At 34.9% G+C, this 20,103-nt stretch carries 21 protein-coding genes; 11 read left to right on the top strand and 10 right to left on the bottom strand.

Features of this window, described 5'->3' with window-relative positions:
* Nucleotides 1-47: 47 nt before the first annotated feature.
* The 4 genes from JST55_10010 to JST55_09995 all read left to right on the top strand — a co-directional run bounded on the left by JST55_10010 (nt 48) and on the right by JST55_09995 (nt 7,055).
* Nucleotides 48-1,058 carry a hypothetical protein gene (locus JST55_10010; protein ID MBS1493837.1) on the top strand — a complete coding sequence of 337 codons (1,011 nt, stop codon included), beginning with the start codon at nt 48-50 and terminating at the stop codon, nt 1,056-1,058.
* A gap of 269 nt (nt 1,059-1,327) precedes the next feature.
* A complete protein-coding gene (locus tag JST55_10005) occupies nt 1,328-2,749 on the top strand; it encodes a choice-of-anchor B family protein (protein ID MBS1493836.1) in 1,422 nt (473 codons plus the stop codon).
* Between the two features lie 130 nt (nt 2,750-2,879).
* Nucleotides 2,880-4,886 carry a T9SS type A sorting domain-containing protein gene (locus JST55_10000; protein MBS1493835.1) on the top strand — a complete coding sequence of 669 codons (2,007 nt, stop codon included), beginning with the start codon at nt 2,880-2,882 and terminating at the stop codon, nt 4,884-4,886.
* 156 nt (nt 4,887-5,042) lie between these two features.
* On the top strand, nt 5,043-7,055 hold the full coding sequence (locus JST55_09995) for a T9SS type A sorting domain-containing protein (GenBank protein ID MBS1493834.1): 2,013 nt from the start codon (nt 5,043-5,045) through the stop codon (nt 7,053-7,055).
* 106 nt (nt 7,056-7,161) lie between these two features.
* Here JST55_09995 and JST55_09990 read toward each other — a convergent pair whose 3' ends face one another.
* Complete coding sequence (locus tag JST55_09990) at nt 7,162-8,601, bottom strand: serine hydrolase (GenBank protein MBS1493833.1); 1,440 nt, start codon at nt 8,599-8,601, stop codon at nt 7,162-7,164.
* A 182-nt stretch (nt 8,602-8,783) separates the two neighbouring features.
* Between JST55_09990 and pstS the strand changes: the two genes are divergently transcribed.
* The 4 genes from pstS to pstB all read left to right on the top strand — a co-directional run bounded on the left by pstS (nt 8,784) and on the right by pstB (nt 12,553).
* The gene (gene pstS / locus JST55_09985; GenBank protein MBS1493832.1) at nt 8,784-9,845 is read left to right on the top strand and encodes a phosphate ABC transporter substrate-binding protein PstS; all 1,062 of its coding nucleotides are present in this window, start codon (nt 8,784-8,786) and stop codon (nt 9,843-9,845) included.
* Nucleotides 9,846-9,868: 23 nt separating this feature from the next.
* Nucleotides 9,869-10,801, top strand: coding sequence for a phosphate ABC transporter permease subunit PstC (gene pstC / locus JST55_09980; GenBank protein MBS1493831.1), 933 nt, complete (start codon nt 9,869-9,871; stop codon nt 10,799-10,801).
* A 104-nt stretch (nt 10,802-10,905) separates the two neighbouring features.
* A complete protein-coding gene (gene pstA, locus JST55_09975; GenBank protein MBS1493830.1) occupies nt 10,906-11,712 on the top strand; it encodes a phosphate ABC transporter permease PstA in 807 nt (268 codons plus the stop codon).
* A gap of 61 nt (nt 11,713-11,773) precedes the next feature.
* The gene (gene pstB, locus JST55_09970) at nt 11,774-12,553 is read left to right on the top strand and encodes a phosphate ABC transporter ATP-binding protein (protein MBS1493829.1); all 780 of its coding nucleotides are present in this window, start codon (nt 11,774-11,776) and stop codon (nt 12,551-12,553) included.
* A gap of 220 nt (nt 12,554-12,773) precedes the next feature.
* Here the strand turns inward: pstB and JST55_09965 are convergent, their stop codons facing one another.
* The 6 genes from JST55_09965 to JST55_09940 form a co-directional block, all read right to left on the bottom strand.
* On the bottom strand, nt 12,774-13,496 hold the full coding sequence (locus JST55_09965) for a 2-phosphosulfolactate phosphatase (protein ID MBS1493828.1): 723 nt from the start codon (nt 13,494-13,496) through the stop codon (nt 12,774-12,776).
* A gap of 193 nt (nt 13,497-13,689) precedes the next feature.
* Nucleotides 13,690-14,535 carry an aldo/keto reductase gene (locus JST55_09960; protein MBS1493827.1) on the bottom strand — a complete coding sequence of 282 codons (846 nt, stop codon included), beginning with the start codon at nt 14,533-14,535 and terminating at the stop codon, nt 13,690-13,692.
* A 101-nt stretch (nt 14,536-14,636) separates the two neighbouring features.
* Nucleotides 14,637-15,071 (bottom strand): DUF421 domain-containing protein, encoded by a 435-nt coding sequence (locus JST55_09955; protein ID MBS1493826.1) that lies wholly within the window; start codon nt 15,069-15,071, stop codon nt 14,637-14,639.
* A gap of 17 nt (nt 15,072-15,088) precedes the next feature.
* Nucleotides 15,089-15,466 (bottom strand): hypothetical protein, encoded by a 378-nt coding sequence (locus JST55_09950; GenBank protein MBS1493825.1) that lies wholly within the window; start codon nt 15,464-15,466, stop codon nt 15,089-15,091.
* Nucleotides 15,467-15,497: 31 nt separating this feature from the next.
* Complete coding sequence (locus JST55_09945; GenBank protein ID MBS1493824.1) at nt 15,498-15,695, bottom strand: hypothetical protein; 198 nt, start codon at nt 15,693-15,695, stop codon at nt 15,498-15,500.
* Nucleotides 15,696-15,821: 126 nt separating this feature from the next.
* Entirely contained in the window at nt 15,822-16,139 is a 318-nt protein-coding gene (locus JST55_09940) for a hypothetical protein (protein ID MBS1493823.1), read from the bottom strand.
* A gap of 154 nt (nt 16,140-16,293) precedes the next feature.
* Between JST55_09940 and JST55_09935 the strand changes: the two genes are divergently transcribed.
* Nucleotides 16,294-16,635: a hypothetical protein gene (locus tag JST55_09935; GenBank protein MBS1493822.1), complete on the top strand. Its 342-nt coding sequence runs from the start codon at nt 16,294-16,296 to the stop codon at nt 16,633-16,635.
* A gap of 168 nt (nt 16,636-16,803) precedes the next feature.
* On the opposite strand, the gene JST55_09930 is transcribed toward JST55_09935, so the two are convergent.
* The 3 genes from JST55_09930 to JST55_09920 all read right to left on the bottom strand — a co-directional run bounded on the left by JST55_09930 (nt 16,804) and on the right by JST55_09920 (nt 18,236).
* A complete protein-coding gene (locus tag JST55_09930; protein MBS1493821.1) occupies nt 16,804-17,004 on the bottom strand; it encodes a hypothetical protein in 201 nt (66 codons plus the stop codon).
* A 536-nt stretch (nt 17,005-17,540) separates the two neighbouring features.
* Nucleotides 17,541-17,759 (bottom strand): helix-turn-helix transcriptional regulator, encoded by a 219-nt coding sequence (locus JST55_09925; GenBank protein MBS1493820.1) that lies wholly within the window; start codon nt 17,757-17,759, stop codon nt 17,541-17,543.
* A gap of 282 nt (nt 17,760-18,041) precedes the next feature.
* Entirely contained in the window at nt 18,042-18,236 is a 195-nt protein-coding gene (locus JST55_09920) for a hypothetical protein (GenBank protein ID MBS1493819.1), read from the bottom strand.
* Between the two features lie 176 nt (nt 18,237-18,412).
* Here JST55_09920 and JST55_09915 point away from each other — a divergent pair, with 176 nt between their 5' ends.
* Nucleotides 18,413-19,546, top strand: coding sequence for a L,D-transpeptidase (locus JST55_09915; protein MBS1493818.1), 1,134 nt, complete (start codon nt 18,413-18,415; stop codon nt 19,544-19,546).
* A gap of 30 nt (nt 19,547-19,576) precedes the next feature.
* On the top strand, nt 19,577-19,876 hold the full coding sequence (locus JST55_09910; protein MBS1493817.1) for an EthD family reductase: 300 nt from the start codon (nt 19,577-19,579) through the stop codon (nt 19,874-19,876).
* Nucleotides 19,877-20,103 lie beyond the last annotated feature (227 nt).

The following is a 20,103-nucleotide window of genomic DNA, read 5'->3' as shown; positions in this document are numbered from 1 at the left end:
ATAAAACTAGTATTTTACTTTATTACAAAATAAAAAAATTCCAAGTTATGAAAACCCCATTTTTATTATTAACTTATGTTATCTTAATTTTCTTTATTACTGAATTGAGCTTAACTGCCCAAGTGCAAACCTCTCAGCCGTTTAACTTTATAACAAAATTATGTTTTAGAAACGCCCTTACGGGATATGCTGTAGGCGGAACCAACCAAAATGGAAGTTATGTGTTGAAAACTTTAGATGGGGGTAATAGCTGGCAAAAAGTTACTTCATCTTGTACTTCGTACTTAACGGATATTAAATTTATTAGTGATAATACAGGGTATTGTTGCAGTGTAGACGGAGAAGTTGCTGTTACTACAAATGGTGGCTCAGAATGGATAAAAATTTATCAATGCTTAAATAGCCATTCCTTTACTATAGGAATGTTTGATTCATTTTCCGGATTTTTGTGCGGCCAAGGTGCCTTTAAGAGAATATTACAAGGTGGTGCCGGCTGGTATGTCGATCCTTTAAATACACAAAGTTATATTACCGCTTCTTCTGTTCTTTCTTCAAGCAAAGCTGCAATATGCGGAATAAATGATGGGGCGGGACAACAATATGGTTTACTAATGTACACAACTAACTCAGGTATAAATTGGTTTGGCTCATCATATAATGCCGATATACCGGATATACAATTTAATGATATATCCTTTATAAATGAAAATACAGGGTATGTTGCCGGAGATAAAGGAAATTTTTTTAAAACTGTAAATGGAGGTGCTCTGTGGAATGTCTTACCTGCACCCACTACAAAGACAATTCTTTCAGTGTTTTTTATAAACAACTCATCCGGATATATAGGAGGCCAGGACTTGTTTATGCGAAGTACTGATGGAGGAGCAAATTTTAATGCAGTTAATTTAAACTCTACATCAAATAATACCATAATTAACGATATTTATTTTTCTGATGCAAATTTGGGTCTTGCAGCCGGAAATATAGACTTTTCTGCAGTAATTTTTAGGACAACTAACGGCGGCGTAAATTGGAAGCAAAATACTTTATTATTTTAATGTTTAAAAATTAACTTAATAGCCATTGCTTTTACTGCTTAATCCAGCGGAAATATAATTAAAGCTAAATAAACAATTCTAAATAATCTATTTTTTCTTCTTATTGTTTATTTGGCATTTTTATTTTCATCTCTAAGGAATACACTTTATTTTTACCTGGAAACTTTTGCTCATCATAATTCATTACCATATTATAAATATAATTGTTATATTTATCCAATTTTTCACCAATTTTAAAATAACAAAACTAATCATCTATAAACTCTAAAATGAAAAATCGTTTATACATTGTTATAGCAATTCTCATGCTGGCCGTAAGCGCAAAAGCGCAGCTTCCGAACCAGAACATGGTATTGTTAAAAAATCTCAATCAGCACGGTACTAATTACTCCGCTCTTTGGGGCTACACTGCACCTAACGGCAGAGAGTATGCTATCCTCGGCTGCAATACAGGAACTTCGTTCGTTGACATAACAGATTCTGCAAACATTCACGAAATCAAATTTTTTACAGGCGTTACCTCACAATGGAGAGAAATGAAAACATACAGCCATTATGCTTATGTTGTTTCAGAAGGCTCGCAAAGTAAAATTCAAATTTTCGATTTACAATATTTACCTGACTCAGTTCATTTTGTGAAGACAACTAACTTCCCAAGCCATTCATCAACACACTCAATTACAGATTACGGTGACGGAAGATACAAATTTCTTAACGGTTGTAATTCATCGTTTGTAGTAAATGGCGGTGTAGCAATTATGGACTGCATTGATCCTGAAAATCCCGTTATCCGCGGAAAAGCAGGTGTTGCAACAGGCGGAAATACAAACGGATATGTTCATGACTGTAAAGCAAGAAACGATACCTTATGGACATGCAACATTTATACAGGATATTGCACGATTTATAACATTGCAAATAAAGATTCGATAAAATTAATCAGAGCTTTTAAAGAATATGCTCCGGGCGGAGTTTCTACTCATACTATCGATTTCCATAAGTACAATAATAAGTATATGTATGTCTGCGATGAAATAACAGGAACTATCACAGGAAAAATGAACATTTGGGATATATCAGATCCGACAAGTTATACACAGATCGGCACATGGAATCCTACAAATATTACAACAGCTGACGTACATAATATGACTGTATATGGAAACTATGGAGTAATCGCAAATTATACTGCAGGAATCAGACTTGTTGATCTTTCAAATCCGGCTGTTCCGAATGAAATTGCATGGTATGATACATATCCATCAAATAACGCATCTGCATTTAACGGATGCTGGGAAATATTTATGTTCCCGTCTAAAAAAATTATCGGTTCAGATATTCAGACAGGACTTTATGTTGTAAAGCCGACTTTGACACTTACAGATATCGGATATAATAATTATGCAAGTTCACAAATTCCTTCATCGATTGAATTAAAACAAAATTATCCGAATCCTTTCAATCCTTCAACAAAAATAAATTTCAGTTTGCCGAAGAATTCATTTGTGTCACTAAAAGTTTATAATCTTGCAGGAAAGCAAGTTGCTGACTTAGTAAATGACAGAAGAGACGGCGGAAACTATGAAGTTAATTTTGATGCAGGAAAGTATGGCTTATCAAGCGGAGCATATTTCTATTCACTTACAGCAGACGGATATACAGAAACAAAGAAAATGATTTTAGTAAAATAATATTCTTTAAACTGCCGGAGCATCGCGCTCCGGCAGTCATTTTTACACCTTCCTTTTGACTTTTTTCATCCATAGACCTCTGTTACTTTTAATATATTCACCTTTGTTCTTTATTTTAGAAAACTACTAAATGAAAAACCTAATTTTACTTTTTATTTTGTCTTTCTGCAGTTATAATATTTACGCTCAGGCAGACGAAATGACAGGGGCTGACGCATGTTCTCAAAAGAAGATGCACCAACAATCATACTTGCACACTGAATTCGATTCTCCTAATACACCTGTTCATTCATTCAATGTTCTTGATTACAAACTGAATCTAGATATCTACAATTGTTTTATTTCTCCATACACAAAAGCTTATACAGGTACTAACCAGATAACTTTCAGAGTTGACTCAACATTAAATTCAATCAAATTAAATGCGCTAAATACTTCTATAGGTATTGATACTGTTAAAATTGGTAATACATCTTTAACCTATTCTCATGTTAGCGATGTTGTTTCGATAACACTGGATAGAACTTATAACCCGGGTGAAACAGTCGTTATGAAGATTTCTTATCACCATAACAATGTTTCTGCTAATGGTTTTTATGCAAGCAATGGAATGGTTTTTACAGATGCTGAACCTGAAGGCGCAAGAGGCTGGTTCCCATGCTGGGACAGACCATCAGATAAAGCCACATGGGATTTAACTGCAAGAACACCAACAACAGTTATCCTGGGTTCTAACGGAAGATTGGCTGATTCAACAGTAAACGGCGGAGCAATTTTTTATCATTGGGTAAGCAGAGACCCGATTGCAACATACTTAATGACAATGATTGGTAAGGTCGGATACAATCTTGATGTAGTATGGTGGCATAAACTTTCCAATCCTGCAGATAGTATTCCGATAAGATTTTACTGGAATACAGGAGAGTCAGGACTTGCAAACATCAAATCAAAAATGCCTTCTATGATGACTCGTTATTCCCAGCTTTTCTGCGAACACGTTTTTGAAAAGAATGGTTTTGCTACTGCTAACAGCCAGTTTACATGGGGCGGAATGGAAAATCAAACATTAACTATCCTTGCTCCTAATTACTGGAATGAAAATGTTGTAGCGCATGAGTTTGGTCATCAATGGTTTGGTGATTTGATATCTCCCGGAACATGGGCAGACATCTGGCTTAATGAAGGATTTGCAACGTACTGTGAAGCATTATGGAAAGAATATACTTCAGGATATGCATCATATAAGTCAGCTATCAATAGCGATGCAAGCGGATATTTATCCGGTAATCCCGGCTGGCCGATATACAATCCGTCCTGGGCAATTACTACACCTGATCAGAATACATTGTTCAACACAGCTATAACGTACGATAAAGGCGGATGTGTTCTTCATATGCTCAGATATACTTTGAACGATACAACAATGTTCTTTAATATATTAAGAAGCTATACTCAGGATACCACAAACTTTAAATTTAAAAATTCAGTAACAGCAGACTTTATTAACAAAGTGAATACAGTTTCCGGACAGGATTTGACATGGTTCTTTAATGAGTGGGTATATCAGCCAAATCATCCTGTATATGCTAACACATATAATTATTCCGGTTCAGGAACAAACTGGACTGTAAGATTTATGGCAAAGCAGACACAATCCACTCCTGCATTTTTCAAAATGCCTATTGAGGTTAAAGTCGCATTTGTAGGAGGAACAGACACTACAATAAGAGTAATGAATGATGTAAATAATCAGTTATTCACTTGGAATTTTACAAAGCAGCCGAATGCAGTCACCTTTGACCCGAATGCTAATATAGTATTGAAACAGGGAACGACAGTAATGGGAGTAGAAACAGTTTCAAACGAAATTCCATTTAAGTATGCTTTGAAACAAAATTATCCGAATCCGTTCAACCCTGTAACAAATATTAATTTTGAAATTCCGAAAGAATCATTTGTGAAGATTACAGTTTATGATAACTTAGGAAGAGTAGTAAATGTTTTAGCAAATGAAAATTATAATGCCGGGACTTACTCTGTAAGCTTTGATGCATCCAGACTTTCAAGCGGAATTTATTTCTATAAAATTGAAGCAGGTAATTTTGTTGAAACTAAGAGCATGATACTGACGAAATAATAATTGTTAATAACAATCTACTGATCTTAATAGACCTGGCAGTTTTAAAATTGCCAGGTTTTTTTATATATATATTCTCGTCTGCGTTTCCCCTTTATTTACTTTTAAAACATTCTTACTTTTTCTTTTTATTCCAGTATAAAATTATATCATCTCATGAAAATATTTACTCTTTTCTTTCTACTGTTTGTTTACGGTTTAAGCTTTGCTCAGAGATCAGAAATTTCAGGAGCATTTGAATGCTCTCACGGAAAAATGAACAGAAAATTTATTCCTCAAAGCACTGACTTATCTCCAAATTCTCCCGTTCATTCATTCAATGTGCTTGATTATAAATTGAATCTGGATATTTACAATAGCTTTATAACACCGTATCCGAAATCATTCAAAGGAACGAATCAGGTTACACTCAGGGTTGACTCAACATTGCATTCGATTCAACTTAATGCAGTGAATACTTCACTTGGAATTGATACAGTAAAAATCGGCTCGACATTACTATCCTATACACATCTTTCAAACATTGTATTAATTATGCTTGATAGAACATATAATCCGGGTGAAACCATTATCCTTTATATTGCATACCATCACAACGAAGTTTCAGATACTCATTATAATGTTTCAAACGGAATGGTTTTTACTGACTTCCCGCCTGAAGGTGCGCGTTATGTATTCCCATGCTGGGATAAGCCGGGAGATAAAGCAACATTAAATTTAACTGCGCGAGTTCCGACAAATGTTTTATTAGGCTCTAACGGCAGACTTGCAGATTCAACGGTAAGCGGAGGCGCAATTTTTTATAACTGGATAAGCAGAGATCCTATATCAACTTATCTGATAACATTTATAGGAAAGGTAAATTATAATCTAGATGTTATATGGTGGAAGAAAATTTCAAATCCTAACGACAGCATACCGTTAAGATTTTACTGGAATACAGGTGAGAGCGGACTGGCAAACATAAAATCAAAAATGCCTGGTATGATAACGCGCTATTCGCAGATGTTCGGCGAGCATGCTTTTGAAAAGAACGGATTTGCAACGGCGAACAATTTATTTCAATGGGGCGGAATGGAAAACCAAACACTCATTATTCTGACACCAAACGGCTGGCAGGAAAATTTAGTAGCACATGAGTTCGGGCATCAATGGTTTGGAGACTTGGTCTCTCCCGGTACATGGGCTGATGTCTGGCTTAATGAAGGCTTCGCAACTTATTGTGAGGCACTCTGGAAAGAAACAACAACAGGTTATGCAGCTTACAAGAGTGCAATTAACAGTAATGCTGGGGAATATCTGGGTTCAAATCCGGGATGGCCTATTTATAATCCAAGCTGGGCAGTTACAACTCCGAACATTAATACTTTATATAATACTGCAATTACCTATGATAAAGGTTCATGTGTATTGCATATGCTGAGATATGTTCTTCAGGATACGTCCGTATTTTTTAATTGCCTCCGCTCTTATGCAACTGATACAACAAATTTTAAATTTAAGAATGCAGTCACAGCAGATTTTATTACAAAGATTAATGCAGTTTCAGGGCAGGACTTAAACTGGTTCTTTGATGAATGGGTTTATCAGCCAAATCATCCCGTCTACGATAACAAATATCAGTTTATAAATAATGGAAGCAACAACTGGACAGTAAAATTTACGGCAAAGCAAATTCAGGGTCCGCCTTCTCCCGCTTATTTTAAAATGCCGGTTGAAGTTAAAATCGCATTTGTGGGTGGAACCGATACAACAATCAGAGTTATGAACGATGCTAATAATCAGCTCTTTACATGGAATTTCTCAAAGCAGCCGAGCGCATTTACATTTGACCCTAACAGTAATATCATTATCAAAAGCGGTTCGACGACAATTGGTGTTCATAATATCAGCACGGAGATTCCCGGAAAATTTTCATTGAAGCAGAATTATCCGAATCCGTTTAATCCTGTAACGAATATTAATTTCGAAATTCCAAAAGAATCATTTGTGAAGATTACAATTTATGATAACTTAGGAAGAGTTGTAGATGTTTTAGCAAATGAAAGATATAATGCAGGGAGTTATTCAGTAAATTTTGATGCATCAAAACTATCAAGCGGAATTTATTTCTATAAGCTTGAAGCTGGAAATTTTGTTGAAACGAAGAGCATGATACTGACTAAGTAATAATTAGAAATTAACAGATATAAATTGACCTGACAGGTTTTTAATCCTGTCAGGTCTTTTTTTTTTGTAAACCGGTTGAGGTTGATTATGTTAATTGCTAATTTCTTTACTTACCTTCCAATTTCTTTATCGCTTCAAGTCCGCTCGTGCTCTTTGGATTTAACTCTACTGACTTCTTATAATTTTTAAGAGCATTTTCTTTATCACCTTTTGCAAGATAAGCTTCACCTAAGCTGTCATAAACGTTAAATGAATCCGGAAATAAGTCAACATTCAGTTTTAAAACTTCAATTGCATCATCATATTTTTTATCGCCTAATAATTGATAACCGTATAAGTTTATATCTTCTTCACTGGCAGAATAATTTTTTTTGTCTTTAGCAAGTTCTTTAACTTCACTTACTGCTTCTTTTAAACCTTTAGTAGAAGCTGAAGAGATCAACACTTGCATCAATGGCTTAGCAGGTAATGAGTAAGGAAATCCAAACATAATTTTTGAAATCTCATTCGTCATTTTTCCTGATTGACCATTGAAAAAATTGCTTAAACCAATTACAACAATGTTATCATCAACTAATCTGATAATATTTGCATTGAATCCGTTTATTCCACCGCTGTGCGCTAAAACCTTTTTCTCTGTGCCGTTTACATTAATTTTTCCTGTACCCCATCCATAGGCATAGTTTTTTAAAAATGGAGTGAACATTTTTTCTTTCATATCATTTGAAAGAAGCTTTTCAGTATATAAAGCTCTATCCCATTTGTATAAATCTTCAACCGTAGAGTACATTGCACCAGCGGCATGAGGAATTGTCATATCTATATACTTAGCTGGAGTAACACCATTAAAATTATTATCATATCCTATTGCCTGGTTAGTCATTTTTACATCGTTATGTTCATACCCGCTGTTAGTCATTCCTAAAGGATTTAAAATATTTTCTTGCAGCACTTCTTCATATTTTTTACCGGTTACTTCTTCTATTATTGCGCCAAGTATAACGTAACCTGTATTGCTGTAATTCCAGCTTGTGCCCGGTTCAAACTCCAAATCTCCACTTCCATATTTTAGTATAAGTTCTTTTGGAGTCAATGGATCATTTAAGTGTTTTTGCATAAAATCTGGAATAGCAGTATAGTTAGGAATTCCCGAAGTATGTGTAAGCAGATTATGAATCGTGATTTTATCTCCCTGATCTTTTCTGTAATAAGGAAGATAATCAGAAAGCTTGCCGTCTAATTTTATCTTACCTTTTTCAACAAGCTGCATTATAAGCATAGATGTAAACTGTTTTGTAATTGAACCTACACGGAATTTTGTTTCAGGAGTATTCGGAGTTTTATTTACAAAATCCGAATAGCCATAACCTTTGGATAAAATAGTATTTCCGTTTTCCACGACCATAACGCTTCCGTTGAATAAGCCGTACTCTACATATTTATTAATGAGCTCATCAATTTTCTGAACTTTTGTTTCTGTATTATCCTGTGCATATATTTTAAATGCAAAAAATATTACAAGTGCGGTTAGAAGAATTTTTTTCATAACAAATTTAGTTTAGAATTAAAAGATTTGCGTGCGAGGAAAAATTATCAATATCTACGTTAAGATAACAAAAATGTTATAGATTAATTCAGATAAATGCTATATAAATAAAGTATTTCCAAAATTGCTTTACAATTTCTTAACACTAACTCCAATACGATTTCAGTATATTTGTATAGATTATGAGATATATTTCCATCCTTTTAATTTCACTTATCTTTTTTTCCTGTGGAGGAAAACGCAACGTCGCTTTGAACCGTTCAGGCGGTCAGCTAAATGGCGCGGGAGCAACCTTCCCATTCCCGATTTACTCAAAATGGTTTGACGAATATTATAAAGTGGATAAGAATGCAAAAATAAATTATCAGTCAATCGGCTCAGGCGGTGGAATTCGTCAGATTACGGAAGGCACAGTTGATTTCGGCGCATCGGATAGCCCTATGAATGAAACGGAAAAAAAGAAAGCAGAGGATAGGAATAATTCACGCGTGCTGCAGATTCCTACTGTTCTTGGCGCAGTTGTGCTTACATATAATTTGCCAGGTATAAATAAAAATATAAATCTCTCAGGCGAAACAATTGCCGATATTTATATGGGCAAAATAAAAAGATGGAATGATGAAAGAATAAAATCAGACAATCCCGATATAAATTTTCCTGATAAAGAAATTGTGGTTTGTTACAGAACTGACGGTAGCGGAACAACATATATTTATACTGATTATTTGAGCAAAGTCAGTCCCGAATGGAAACAAAACCATGGTACTGCTAAAGATGTTCGATTTCCTGTAGGACAGGGCGGTAAAGGAAATGAAGGTGTTACAGGAATTGTAAAACAATTAGAATATTCCATCGGGTATATTGAGTTGATTTATGCTTTGCAAAATAAACTAAGCTATGCTAATGTAAAAAATAAAGAAGGGGAGTTTATTTCTCCTTCGCTTGAATCCGTCACTAAAGCAGCAGATAATACAGTTGATGAAATGACTGAATCATTAACTTTATCAGTAACAAATGCAAAAGGAAAAGGCGCTTATCCAATAGCAAGCTATACATACTTACTAGTACTTGAAAACCAAAGGGATTTAATAAGAGGAAGGATTTTAAAAAGCTTTTTAAAATGGGCATTGACTGACGGGAAAAAATTTGCAAACGATTTAGGATATTCGTCACTGCCACAATCAGTTGTAGAAAAAGCATTAGCCAGAATAGAATTAATAAACTTTAACGGTAAACCACTTTAAATATTAGTGACGAAGCATTAAATATTGCCCCTGAAATTAAAAGCAAAAAGAAATGGTCGGATATTTTCTTTGAGAAGCTGACATTGATTTTTGCATGCTCGATTATTTTAATAGTAGCATGGATAATTATTGAAATGTTCCAGGACTCAATTGATGCGCGTGAGGCATTCGGATGGAAATTTATTTTTTCCAATGAATGGGATCCCGTAAAAGAAAAATTTGGCGCGTTGCCTTTTATCTTCGGAACAGTAGTTTCATCTATTTTAGCATTATTAATATCGTTACCTATCAGTATTGGCGTTGCAGTTTTTTTAAATGAAATTGTAAACCGTGCATTCCGCACTCCGTTAAGTTTCTTAATCGAAATTCTTGCAGCAATACCAAGCATAATCTATGGCTTCTGGGGAATATTCGTTCTTGCTCCATTTATGCGGGGAACCGTGCAGCCGTTATTACAAAGCACGTTAGGATTTTTACCATTCTTTAAAGGTACTCCATATGGAACTGGTTTACTTACAGCGGCAATAATTTTAGCTATAATGATAACGCCGATTATCACAGCAATAACAAGAGACGTTTTGAAAGCAATACCTACTGCACAGCGCGAAGCCGCATACGCATTGGGAGCAACTAAGTGGGAAGCAATAAAAATGGCACTGCTTAATGCGCGCTCAGGTATTTTAGGCGCATCGGTGCTGGGACTTGGAAGGGCAATCGGAGAAACGATGGCAGTTACAATGGTAATAGGAAACAGAGCAGAGATAAGTTCATCACTATTTGAGCCAGCATATACAATGGCTTCTGTGATTGCAAATGAGTTTGCAGAGGCATCCGGAAATTTACACGTAAGCGCACTCATTGAAGTCGGGTTAATTTTATTTGCAGTAACATTTATTATAAATTCATTTGCGCGATTATTAATATACAGTTTCACAAGAAAAACCGAAGGCAAATAGAAAAGGTAAATAAAGAAATTAAATTGGAAGAAACAGTACAACAACATACATCAGTTTTTGCAAAACCGAAAAATCTTCGCAGGAGAAAGATAGTGAACTCTACTATGCTTTTCCTTTGCGTTGTTGCTGCTATAATAAGTATTCTTCCGTTGTTCTATATTTTCTTTTATACAACTAAGTCAGGCATATCTTCACTAAACTGGGACTTCTTTACTCAGATGCCTAAACCTGTAGGGGAAAGCGGCGGAGGTATGGCGAACGGAATTGTTGGGACACTTATTCTTGTATCCCTGGGTTCATTTATCGGAATTCCTGTAGGAGTAATGGCAGGCATTTATGTGACTGAATACTCAGGCGGCTTATTTTCCAATCTTGTAAAATTTGTTACGGATGTTTTAAGCGGAGTGCCGTCAATTATCATTGGTATTTTTGCCTATGGAGTAATTGTAATTCCCATGCAGGGATTTTCAACTCTTGCGGGTAGTTTCGCTCTGGGAGTTTTAATGGTTCCCACAATTACCCGGATTACCGAAGAAATGCTTAAGCTTGTTCCGCAATCATTACGGGAAGCTTCACTTGCTTTAGGTGTTTCCCGATGGAAAACAACTTTGCAGATTGTGTTAAGAACAGCATCCGGCGGAATTATTACAGGTATTTTACTCGCTATTGCAAGAGCGGCAGGGGAGACAGCACCGTTGTTGTTCACGGCATTCGGAAACAGATTCTGGAGCACTGATTTAAATCAGCCGATTGCATCATTACCTGTACAGATTTTCAACTACGCAATATCACCTTTCGATGACTGGCACAAACAGGCATGGGCAGGTGCATTGGTTTTAATCACATTAGTATTCATTGTAAATCTCATTGTAAGAATTGTAACAAGAGATAAATTTGCAAACAAAGTATAAATTGACCGAAGAACAATTAAATATTATAAGTTTACCTGACGAGGAAGTTGACGCTCCTGCAATGGAAGTCGTTGAGAATCCGACCGATAAAGAATATGAAGTTGAGACTAAAAATCTTTCAGTGTCTTTTAATGAGCGTCCTGCTATTACCGATATAAATTTAAGCGTTCGTAAACAGACAGCGACTGCAATCATAGGACCATCGGGCTGCGGAAAATCTACCTTCCTTCGAGCATTGAATTTTATGCACGATATGATTCCGAAGTCAAAAGTCACAGGAGAAATTTTTATTAATAAACATAGTATCTCAGAATACGATACAGTTGATTTAAGAAAGAAAGTCGGAATGGTTTTTCAGAAGCCAAATCCGTTCCCGAAAATGTCCATCTATGAAAATGTTGTTTCTGGATTAAAGATGAACGGCTATAAAGATAAAAAAGCTTTGCCGGAAATCGCCGAGCGTTGTTTAAAGCTTGCGGGACTATGGGAAGAAGTTAAGGACAGATTAAAAGAGCCGGCAGTAAGTTTATCAGGCGGGCAGCAGCAGAGACTTTGTATAGCAAGAACTATTGCCGTGCAGCCGGAAATAATTTTAATGGATGAACCAACGAGCGCTCTAGACCCGATTTCAACTCAGAAAATTGAAGAGCTTATTTTCAATCTTAAAAAAGAATTTACTATCCTAGTTGTGACACACAACATGCAGCAGGCAGCGAGAGTCAGCGACCACACAGCGTTTTTTTACATGGGGAAACTTGTTGAGTACTCCAGAACCCGCAGGATGTTTACAAATCCGAAAGAGAAATTGACCGAAGAATATATTACAGGTAAGTTTGGTTAAAAACCTCATTTCCAGCCCAAAAATGCAAAAGTTACGCGAAAATTCTGAGAGGCGAAATAATTTATTGATTTATCTAAATATTATTCCCGCATTATGTAAAGTTGATTTTATTTTACTGTATTAACAGTAAAATAAGTGAACGGAAAACGGGACTTTTTTGAGAATTTTTCGCAATTTTCGATTTCTGCTGTCAGACCCATTAACGGGATGAAAATTTTTTTTATAAACTTCTAATATTCTCATACGCGCCGTTTTTTAAAAAAGGAACACATTCACTCACATTAAACTCACAGGCTAAGTTCACATCTTCCTCAAATCCTCTTTCAACTAGTTCTTTTCCTGAGGAACACTTTTTTATTTCTTCCAATAAATTCTCTTTCACACTTTGATAAACTGCCAGAGCGGATTTGCTTTCAGGTGATAAGATACCTTTTAGATAAGAAATTATAGCTCCTGCTCCAATGTAATCTTCAATTGCAAATCTTAAACTTCCGTCCTGCCATTTCTCTCCTGCGGGAATTACAGAGATACTTTTTCCAATGCTCATAGCGTACTCAGCAACTGCATTAGGATTTCTAAGCCCGCCGCAGATTGTTGTTACATTTCCTGTAGCTAATGAAAGCGTTGCTCCGTTAGGTGAAGGTAAAACTAATTTTGTACCCGGGGGAATATTCTTTAATGAGAGAGGGGAGAGTGTGAAGCCTTCAGAATTTCTATTTGCATCTGCAAGTTCAGCATTCAGAGACTTTGCATATTCAATTGCGCTTTCATCTTTATATCTGTAAGGATAAATAATTGCTCCGTGGCTTACTGCAATATCTACACATGTTGAGAAAGAAAGTATATCGACAATTATTATCACATCTGAAACAGATGTAAGCTGTTCAATGCCGTGCAAACCCCATTCAAGTTTAATATCATATTCAGATTGGTTGAATGTCATAAGATTGAATCACTGATTACACAGATTTTGAATGATGCTTACTTCCCCCTCCTTACTAAGGAGGGGGGCTGAGTGGGAGATTAAAGAATAAGAGAAAATTGAAATTTTATCTCCCATTGACCCCTCCCTAACCCTCCCCTTATTAAGGGGAGGGAATTACGTGCCGTAATAATGCAAGCTAAGTCTAATTTCTTCATGTTAACTCATTTACTTCTTCCTCTGTCAAATTTATTTTTTCCGCTTCCAGATTCTCCTTAAGATGCTCCAGTGATTTTGTACCGGGAATTAAAATAATATTAGGTGAGCGGCGCAGCAGCCATGCCAGCGCAATCTGAGCAGTTGTTGCATTATGAGCCGCGGCAATTTTACTTACTTTATCCTGCAATTTATGTGGACCCGATGCAAGCGGATACCACGGAATGAATGCCATGTTTCGCTTTGCGCAGTAATCTACTTCAGCTTCCCATTTTCGTTCATGCAGATTATAATAATTCTGAACTGACACAATAGGAACAACTTTTTCAGCTTGTTCTATTTCAGTAATTTTTACTTCAGATAATCCGACATGTTTAATTTTTCCTGCCTTCACTGCTTCTGCAACGGGTGTAAGAGTTTCTTCAACCGGAACATTCGGGTCAATTCTGTGAAGCTGCCATAAATCGATGCAGTCAACTTTCAATCGCTTTAAGCTGCCTTCAATTTCTTCTGCAATTCTTTCAGGTTTTCCATTGATAATCCATTGACCCGCAGATGGCCTATCAAAGCCGCCTTTAGTTGCGATTGTAAGTCCCGCTTTATAAGGATGTAATGCATCTGCAATAAGTCTTTCATTTGTTTCGGGACCGTATGCTTCGGCAGTATCAATAAAGTTAACGCCGTTATCAACTGCGTATTGTAAAATTTTTATTCCTATGCTTCGGTCTTCCATATCTCCGTTAACACCTTTACCTGTTAACTGCATAGCTCCGTATCCGAGTCTGTTTATTTCAATATCTTCCCCAAGAAGAAATGTTGAAGATTTTGTTTCTGATTTATTCATGATATATTATGTATTATTATAAAATTTAGAAGTGTTGTTAGTAAGCTATGGAGATTTGTTTAAAGTCTCAAGAGAGAATAAAATTATGTGATGTGTATTTTTTATTTACCTATTACGCTTATCTCCCCGCCGGTTTCAAGTATTGCCCATTTAACGTCTTGTATTTTTTCATAGCCCTGCTTTCGCAGCCCGGCAATTAATTCATCCATTGTTAATTTTTCACAGTTAAGAGCTTTTGGAAGAACATTGCCGTTTTCAATTAAAACTACAGGTTCACCAACAATTATTTTTCTTGCTTTTTTAGATTTGAATAAAATCCAGTCCATGATGTAATTTATTATTGCAAGCGTAAGTACCATTGTTATTCCTGGTCCGAGTCCTGCATCGTTATAAAGTGATTTGCTGATAAGAAGTATTAATACAAAATCCTGAAGAGCCAGCTGAGATATATCTTTTTTACCGAGCAGGCGTAATGAGATGATAATAATAAAATATAAAACAACTGCCCTGAAGGCAGCATCAACATATTCATTCATAGTTTTAAAATTATATCCTAAACTATTTTCTTCATTGCTTCATATTCATCTTCTTTTGAAATACTTGTTACAAGTGAAGCTATAATCTGCAGCAGTCCGAATATTACATGAGGCATATATACATGTCTGTAGAAATCAAAAATCCACGGCGATAGCATAAGAAATAAGCCTGCAATAAAATCATAAATCATATGCCATCTTAAAGGAATAACCCGAATTACTGCAAATCGGAATTCAGTCATAGGTGTGATAAATAAAGCAAGTAATCCGAGGCATACAGGCAGCATAGTTTCAGGACCTGCATTGTAATAATCCAGTGTAAATGGAGATGTGACTAACAATATAGCCATTATGTAATCCATGATTGCATGAAAATCAGGTGTTATGACTCTCATAAACTTTCAATAATAAAGATTAATAAATAAATCAGGCAGGTTCGTCTTTTGTACCTTTGATAAGTCCTATACCTGATACAAAAAACAAGAAACCAAGAAGACCATAAACTACTAGCAGTTTTATGTCATAAGTTGCACCTCTTGTATTCATAAATAATGTGGCAGTGTAAATTAGTCCGCCGACACCGAGAACGGTTAATAAAATTCCGAATATTCTTTTAACGCTCATATAATTATTGATAATTTTATTAAAGAACTAATATCAATAATAGCGACAAAAGCTGTTCCGAAAAATAGTGTGAAAATAGAAGATTTTGGAAGTACCAGGGGAATGTAATTGAAATGGAGTGTCTAACTATGCCAGTTCTGTCATATCTTTTAACTGTCCGTCCTGCGATAAGGTAATTTCTTCACTTATTTTTGCGAAGTAATTTTGTTCTTCATCGTGTATTTTTTTACGTGTGGAAAAATACTCGAGAAACAAATTTCTATGCAGTTTTTTACTATTCTTCTGCAATTTGTTCAGAAGATTTTCCAGACCTGCTTCCTTCGATTTGTAAATTTTAAGTAGGCTGTTTATTTCTTTTTCATCTAAAAATGTAGAATATATAAACAAATCAATCTGATTAAGCAGATGTTTCTGATCAAGCAAAAGTTCTATATTCTTTGCCATAAATATTTGAAATTTTTGATAAAATTAAAAATAGTATTTTTAATTTTCAATACTCAGAACAGTGTATTTTGAATTATTTAAGAAATTTATACTTAACTTATTGTAGGAACGCTTTTTGCATCAATTAATCCAAGTTGTAAATATAACTTTAAATATGAAAACTGCAAAAATTATAAGACACAGACATAAGTATCATCATTATATGAATGACGACTTAAAGGATGTAAAAGAAGAGACACATTTTAAAATAGTGTTTTCAGACCCAAAGGAATTGACAGAATTCTGCAAGTGGTGTGAAGAGAACGAAGGATATTATGATTACGATAAGGAGAATTCCTGTCAGCGGGGAACACTTCCAAAGCTTGAATTATTCAGAGATGAAATATGCTGGTGCGATATAATGACATATTACATTCTGGAAATAAAAAAATATAAATTTCACTCAACAATACACCCTTATAAAGGTGAAGTGTACATTAAAGATGATATTGAATAAATTCTTTTAAATATTTTAGTTAAAGGAAATACTTTTCCTGCTCTTTTGGTTATCGAAACTTCTCTGTCAGAAAATTTCAGAGGCTTTCTTTAGAAATACAAAAAGAAAGCCTGTGAAAACTTTTATACTTTTATTTTAAACTGCTTAAAACACGGTAAACAATAAAAATTACTTTCTACCGTTTGAATCTCTCTCGCTTGAATCTTTTTTATCCAGCTGCTGGCACGTTGTACAAAGCTCTAAATTATCAGGAAAATTAGAGCTCACCATCATTTTTGGATTTGGATGTTTGGGAAAATCGGGGCACTCCTTTCGCCAGTGCCAGATTTCATTGAGGCCTTCATAAAAAGGTCCGTAAAATTTGTTCATTTATTTGAGATGGTTAAATTTATGTTGGGAATAACTTTGACCTGCTTATACATTTACTAATTTTTATTTCTGAACAAAGAGTAAAAAAACTAAATTAAAATTATTATAACAGAACCGGATAAAATGAATTTATTCGATTAAAATTAATACTGTAATAAATTTTGTAAAAGGAATTAAAAGAAGAAGAGAGTACTGGGGGTATCTTTCTATTAAAAAATTATTTAACAACCGGAATTTTTTTAACAGAACAAAATAATAAATTGTCATTAATAAATCAATAAATTATTCCAGTATGATTATTTATTTACAATAGAAAACTTTATAAGTTCAGTAAGATTTTTCAAATAAATTTTGTTCATCATATTTTCCTGTGCGTTTCTACTGTTCTTACACTTATTTTCAGCTTTTAGCCATTTCCTTTTTTGTATTGCCATACGTAAGCAGTTATGAAGTTTGTAGAATTTTTACAATTTTTATAGAGTTAGAATGTTCCGTTTAACGGAGGAGAGATTGAAAATATGAATTTATACTTTAATTTAATCTAAAAACGTCAAATTATTGGCAATAGAAAATTTTATAAGCCCCGCAATATTTTTAATATTGAGCTTTTGCATTATATTTTTCCTATGCGTTTCTACAGTTCTTACACTGATGTTAAGCTTTTCTGCTGTTTCTTTATTTGTCGAGCCGTTAGAAAGAATGCTTAAAACTTCTTTTTCCCGAATTGTTAAAGTACTTAAACCGTTTTCATTCATTTTAGTAGTGTCGTTTCTTTAGGTTCGTGGCTGTACTTCTAATTGTTTACAAAACTAATTATAAGTAAGGAAAAATAAATCAGTATATTTACTTAGAAATTGAATTTCCGATATGAAATCCAACTTTAGTATAAAAAGTAGTGATTTTTAATCGGCTTGATTTGAAGCTTATAGTAGTATTTGGCGGTACGTTATATGGAGTGTTATATAATATAGAAAGAACTACATCTAAAGTATATAGTGCAAAGGATTGACTTATTAGCTATTTTGGATGTTAGTTTGTTATTTTACTGCAGAAATTTGAGTTGTGACTTCTTTTTCATTCATAGCCATGCATTTTGGGCATAGCTCGTATGTTTCAGGGAATACGGTGCTGACCATTGCCTCAGGAGATTCCCCTTGCGGGAAATCCGGACAATCTTTGTGCCAGTGCCAGACATTTTTAGAGCAGTAAAAGGGACCATACATTTTTTGCATGTGGGGAATTATTAAGAATTATTAAATTTTATTAAGATTACTAAAATAATAAAAACCGAATTAATATTTTATAGTCCAGGCGGACTAAAATTGAACCAGCCGTAATATTTTATTAAATTTAACGTGGAAAACTATTTATAGGGAATTTTTTTATAATTTTTGATATTTTACTTGATATGCAAAATTCCGACTTAGAAATAAACGAAGTTCAAATTCAGGACGAGTATTCAGGCGAATATTCTTATGAAGAAAAGCCTACGGCTCTTACTTACTTCCTTCCTTCTTTATTGATGGTTTTCATTATAGCGGGAATGTTTGAAGGCGGCGTTTTTGCGCAGGAAAATACTTTTGTAAAAAATCAGTTTCTGACGGAATCTAAACTGAGTCCCCGGATTCTGCAGAGCGGTTTCAACGTTCTCTCCGAAGAAAATTTAGCGGAAGGACTGATGGACACCGTTTACACTGATAAGGATAACTGGCTTGAGCTGAAAATTCACGAACAGATGGTTTATGTTCACTGGAGAAACGGAAAGACCGATAAATATCCCGTATCAACAGGAAATAAATTTTTAGATAAGGGACTTGAATCACGTCCGGGATTATTTGCAATATTTGTAAAAGAAGAACATCACGAGTCATCTCAGTTTGATAATGCAGATATGTATCACTTCATGCCTTTCAATCAGGGAATCGGTTTTCACTCAATAAACGGAACTGCATATTACCAGCATTTAGGCGTACGCCCATCATCACACGGCTGCATAAGAATGAAACATGAAGATGTTAAAAAGATGTTCGGCGATGTTGAGCTTGGCACTATTGTACTTGCCCACAGAGGAAAATTTGCAAGAACCGTTGCATTCGCCCCGAAAGATTACGATGTGAACCAGCAGGCTTATACTCCGCAGGAATATAAACAAATGCTTGCAGAAAATTTGTACAATGTACTTAACGGAAAATATTACGTAGCTGATAGAAAATATTTTGTTGTTGACCCTAAGATGATTCCGAAGTCAGGAGTTTACATTGGTTATGACAGGGAGATTCCCAAGAAGCAGGAAATACCTAAGCCTGAATTTATAATAAACTATCCTGAGGATAAGCTGACAGAAAATTTAACTGCAGCTGCTATTAAACAACTGGAAAGCAATCCACCTGTACAGGATAATAACGATGAGACAACGGAATTTGTAAGCAATGATAATTCGGTTAAGAAAGATATTTCGGTTTCTTCAAGCGATGAGCTTGTTAAAAAATATTTCAGCAATCCTATAGGAGTATTGCCTTACTTCCCGCCGACAAAAAAATAATTTTAAATAAATTTTCAATCATAATAAAAAATGGTAAAACTTGTAGCGCTTTACAAAGCCCCTGAAGATAAAGAGGTTTTTTTAGAAAAGTATAATAACGAACATCTTCCGCTAGCCAAGCAAATGCCGGGACTGATAAAATCTGAAGTGTATGAAATAAAAAGCCTCGGCGGAAATAAGTATTTCTTATGCGCAGAAATGTATTTTGAAAACGAAGATGCGCTTAACGCTGCAATGGGTTCAACTGAAGGAAGAGCCGCTGCAAAGAATTTAATGTCGTTCGCAAAAGATTACGTTGAAATGCACATAGCTACTCTTACAGATAAATAATTTTTTTATTTTTATTTTTAAATTTTAAGACTCCGTTTCATTAAGTTGAAACGGAGTTTTTTTATGTATAAACCTAACATAAACTTCCCCCTCCTTTACAAGGAGGGGGACTGAGGGGGTGGTTTGTATCAACACACAAATTGTTTTCATTTCCTATAGGAATAAGAATAGAAGTGTAACCACCCCCTACCCCTTCCTTGAATAGGAGGGGGGAATCGTTTAGTCTT

The sequence above is a fragment of the Bacteroidota bacterium genome, assembly GCA_018266835.1.
Lineage (GTDB): Bacteria > Bacteroidota > Ignavibacteria > Tepidaquicellales > Tepidaquicellaceae > JAFDZO01.
The sequence above is the reverse complement of the archived record's forward strand: the minus strand, read 5'-3'. Positions and strand labels throughout refer to the sequence as shown.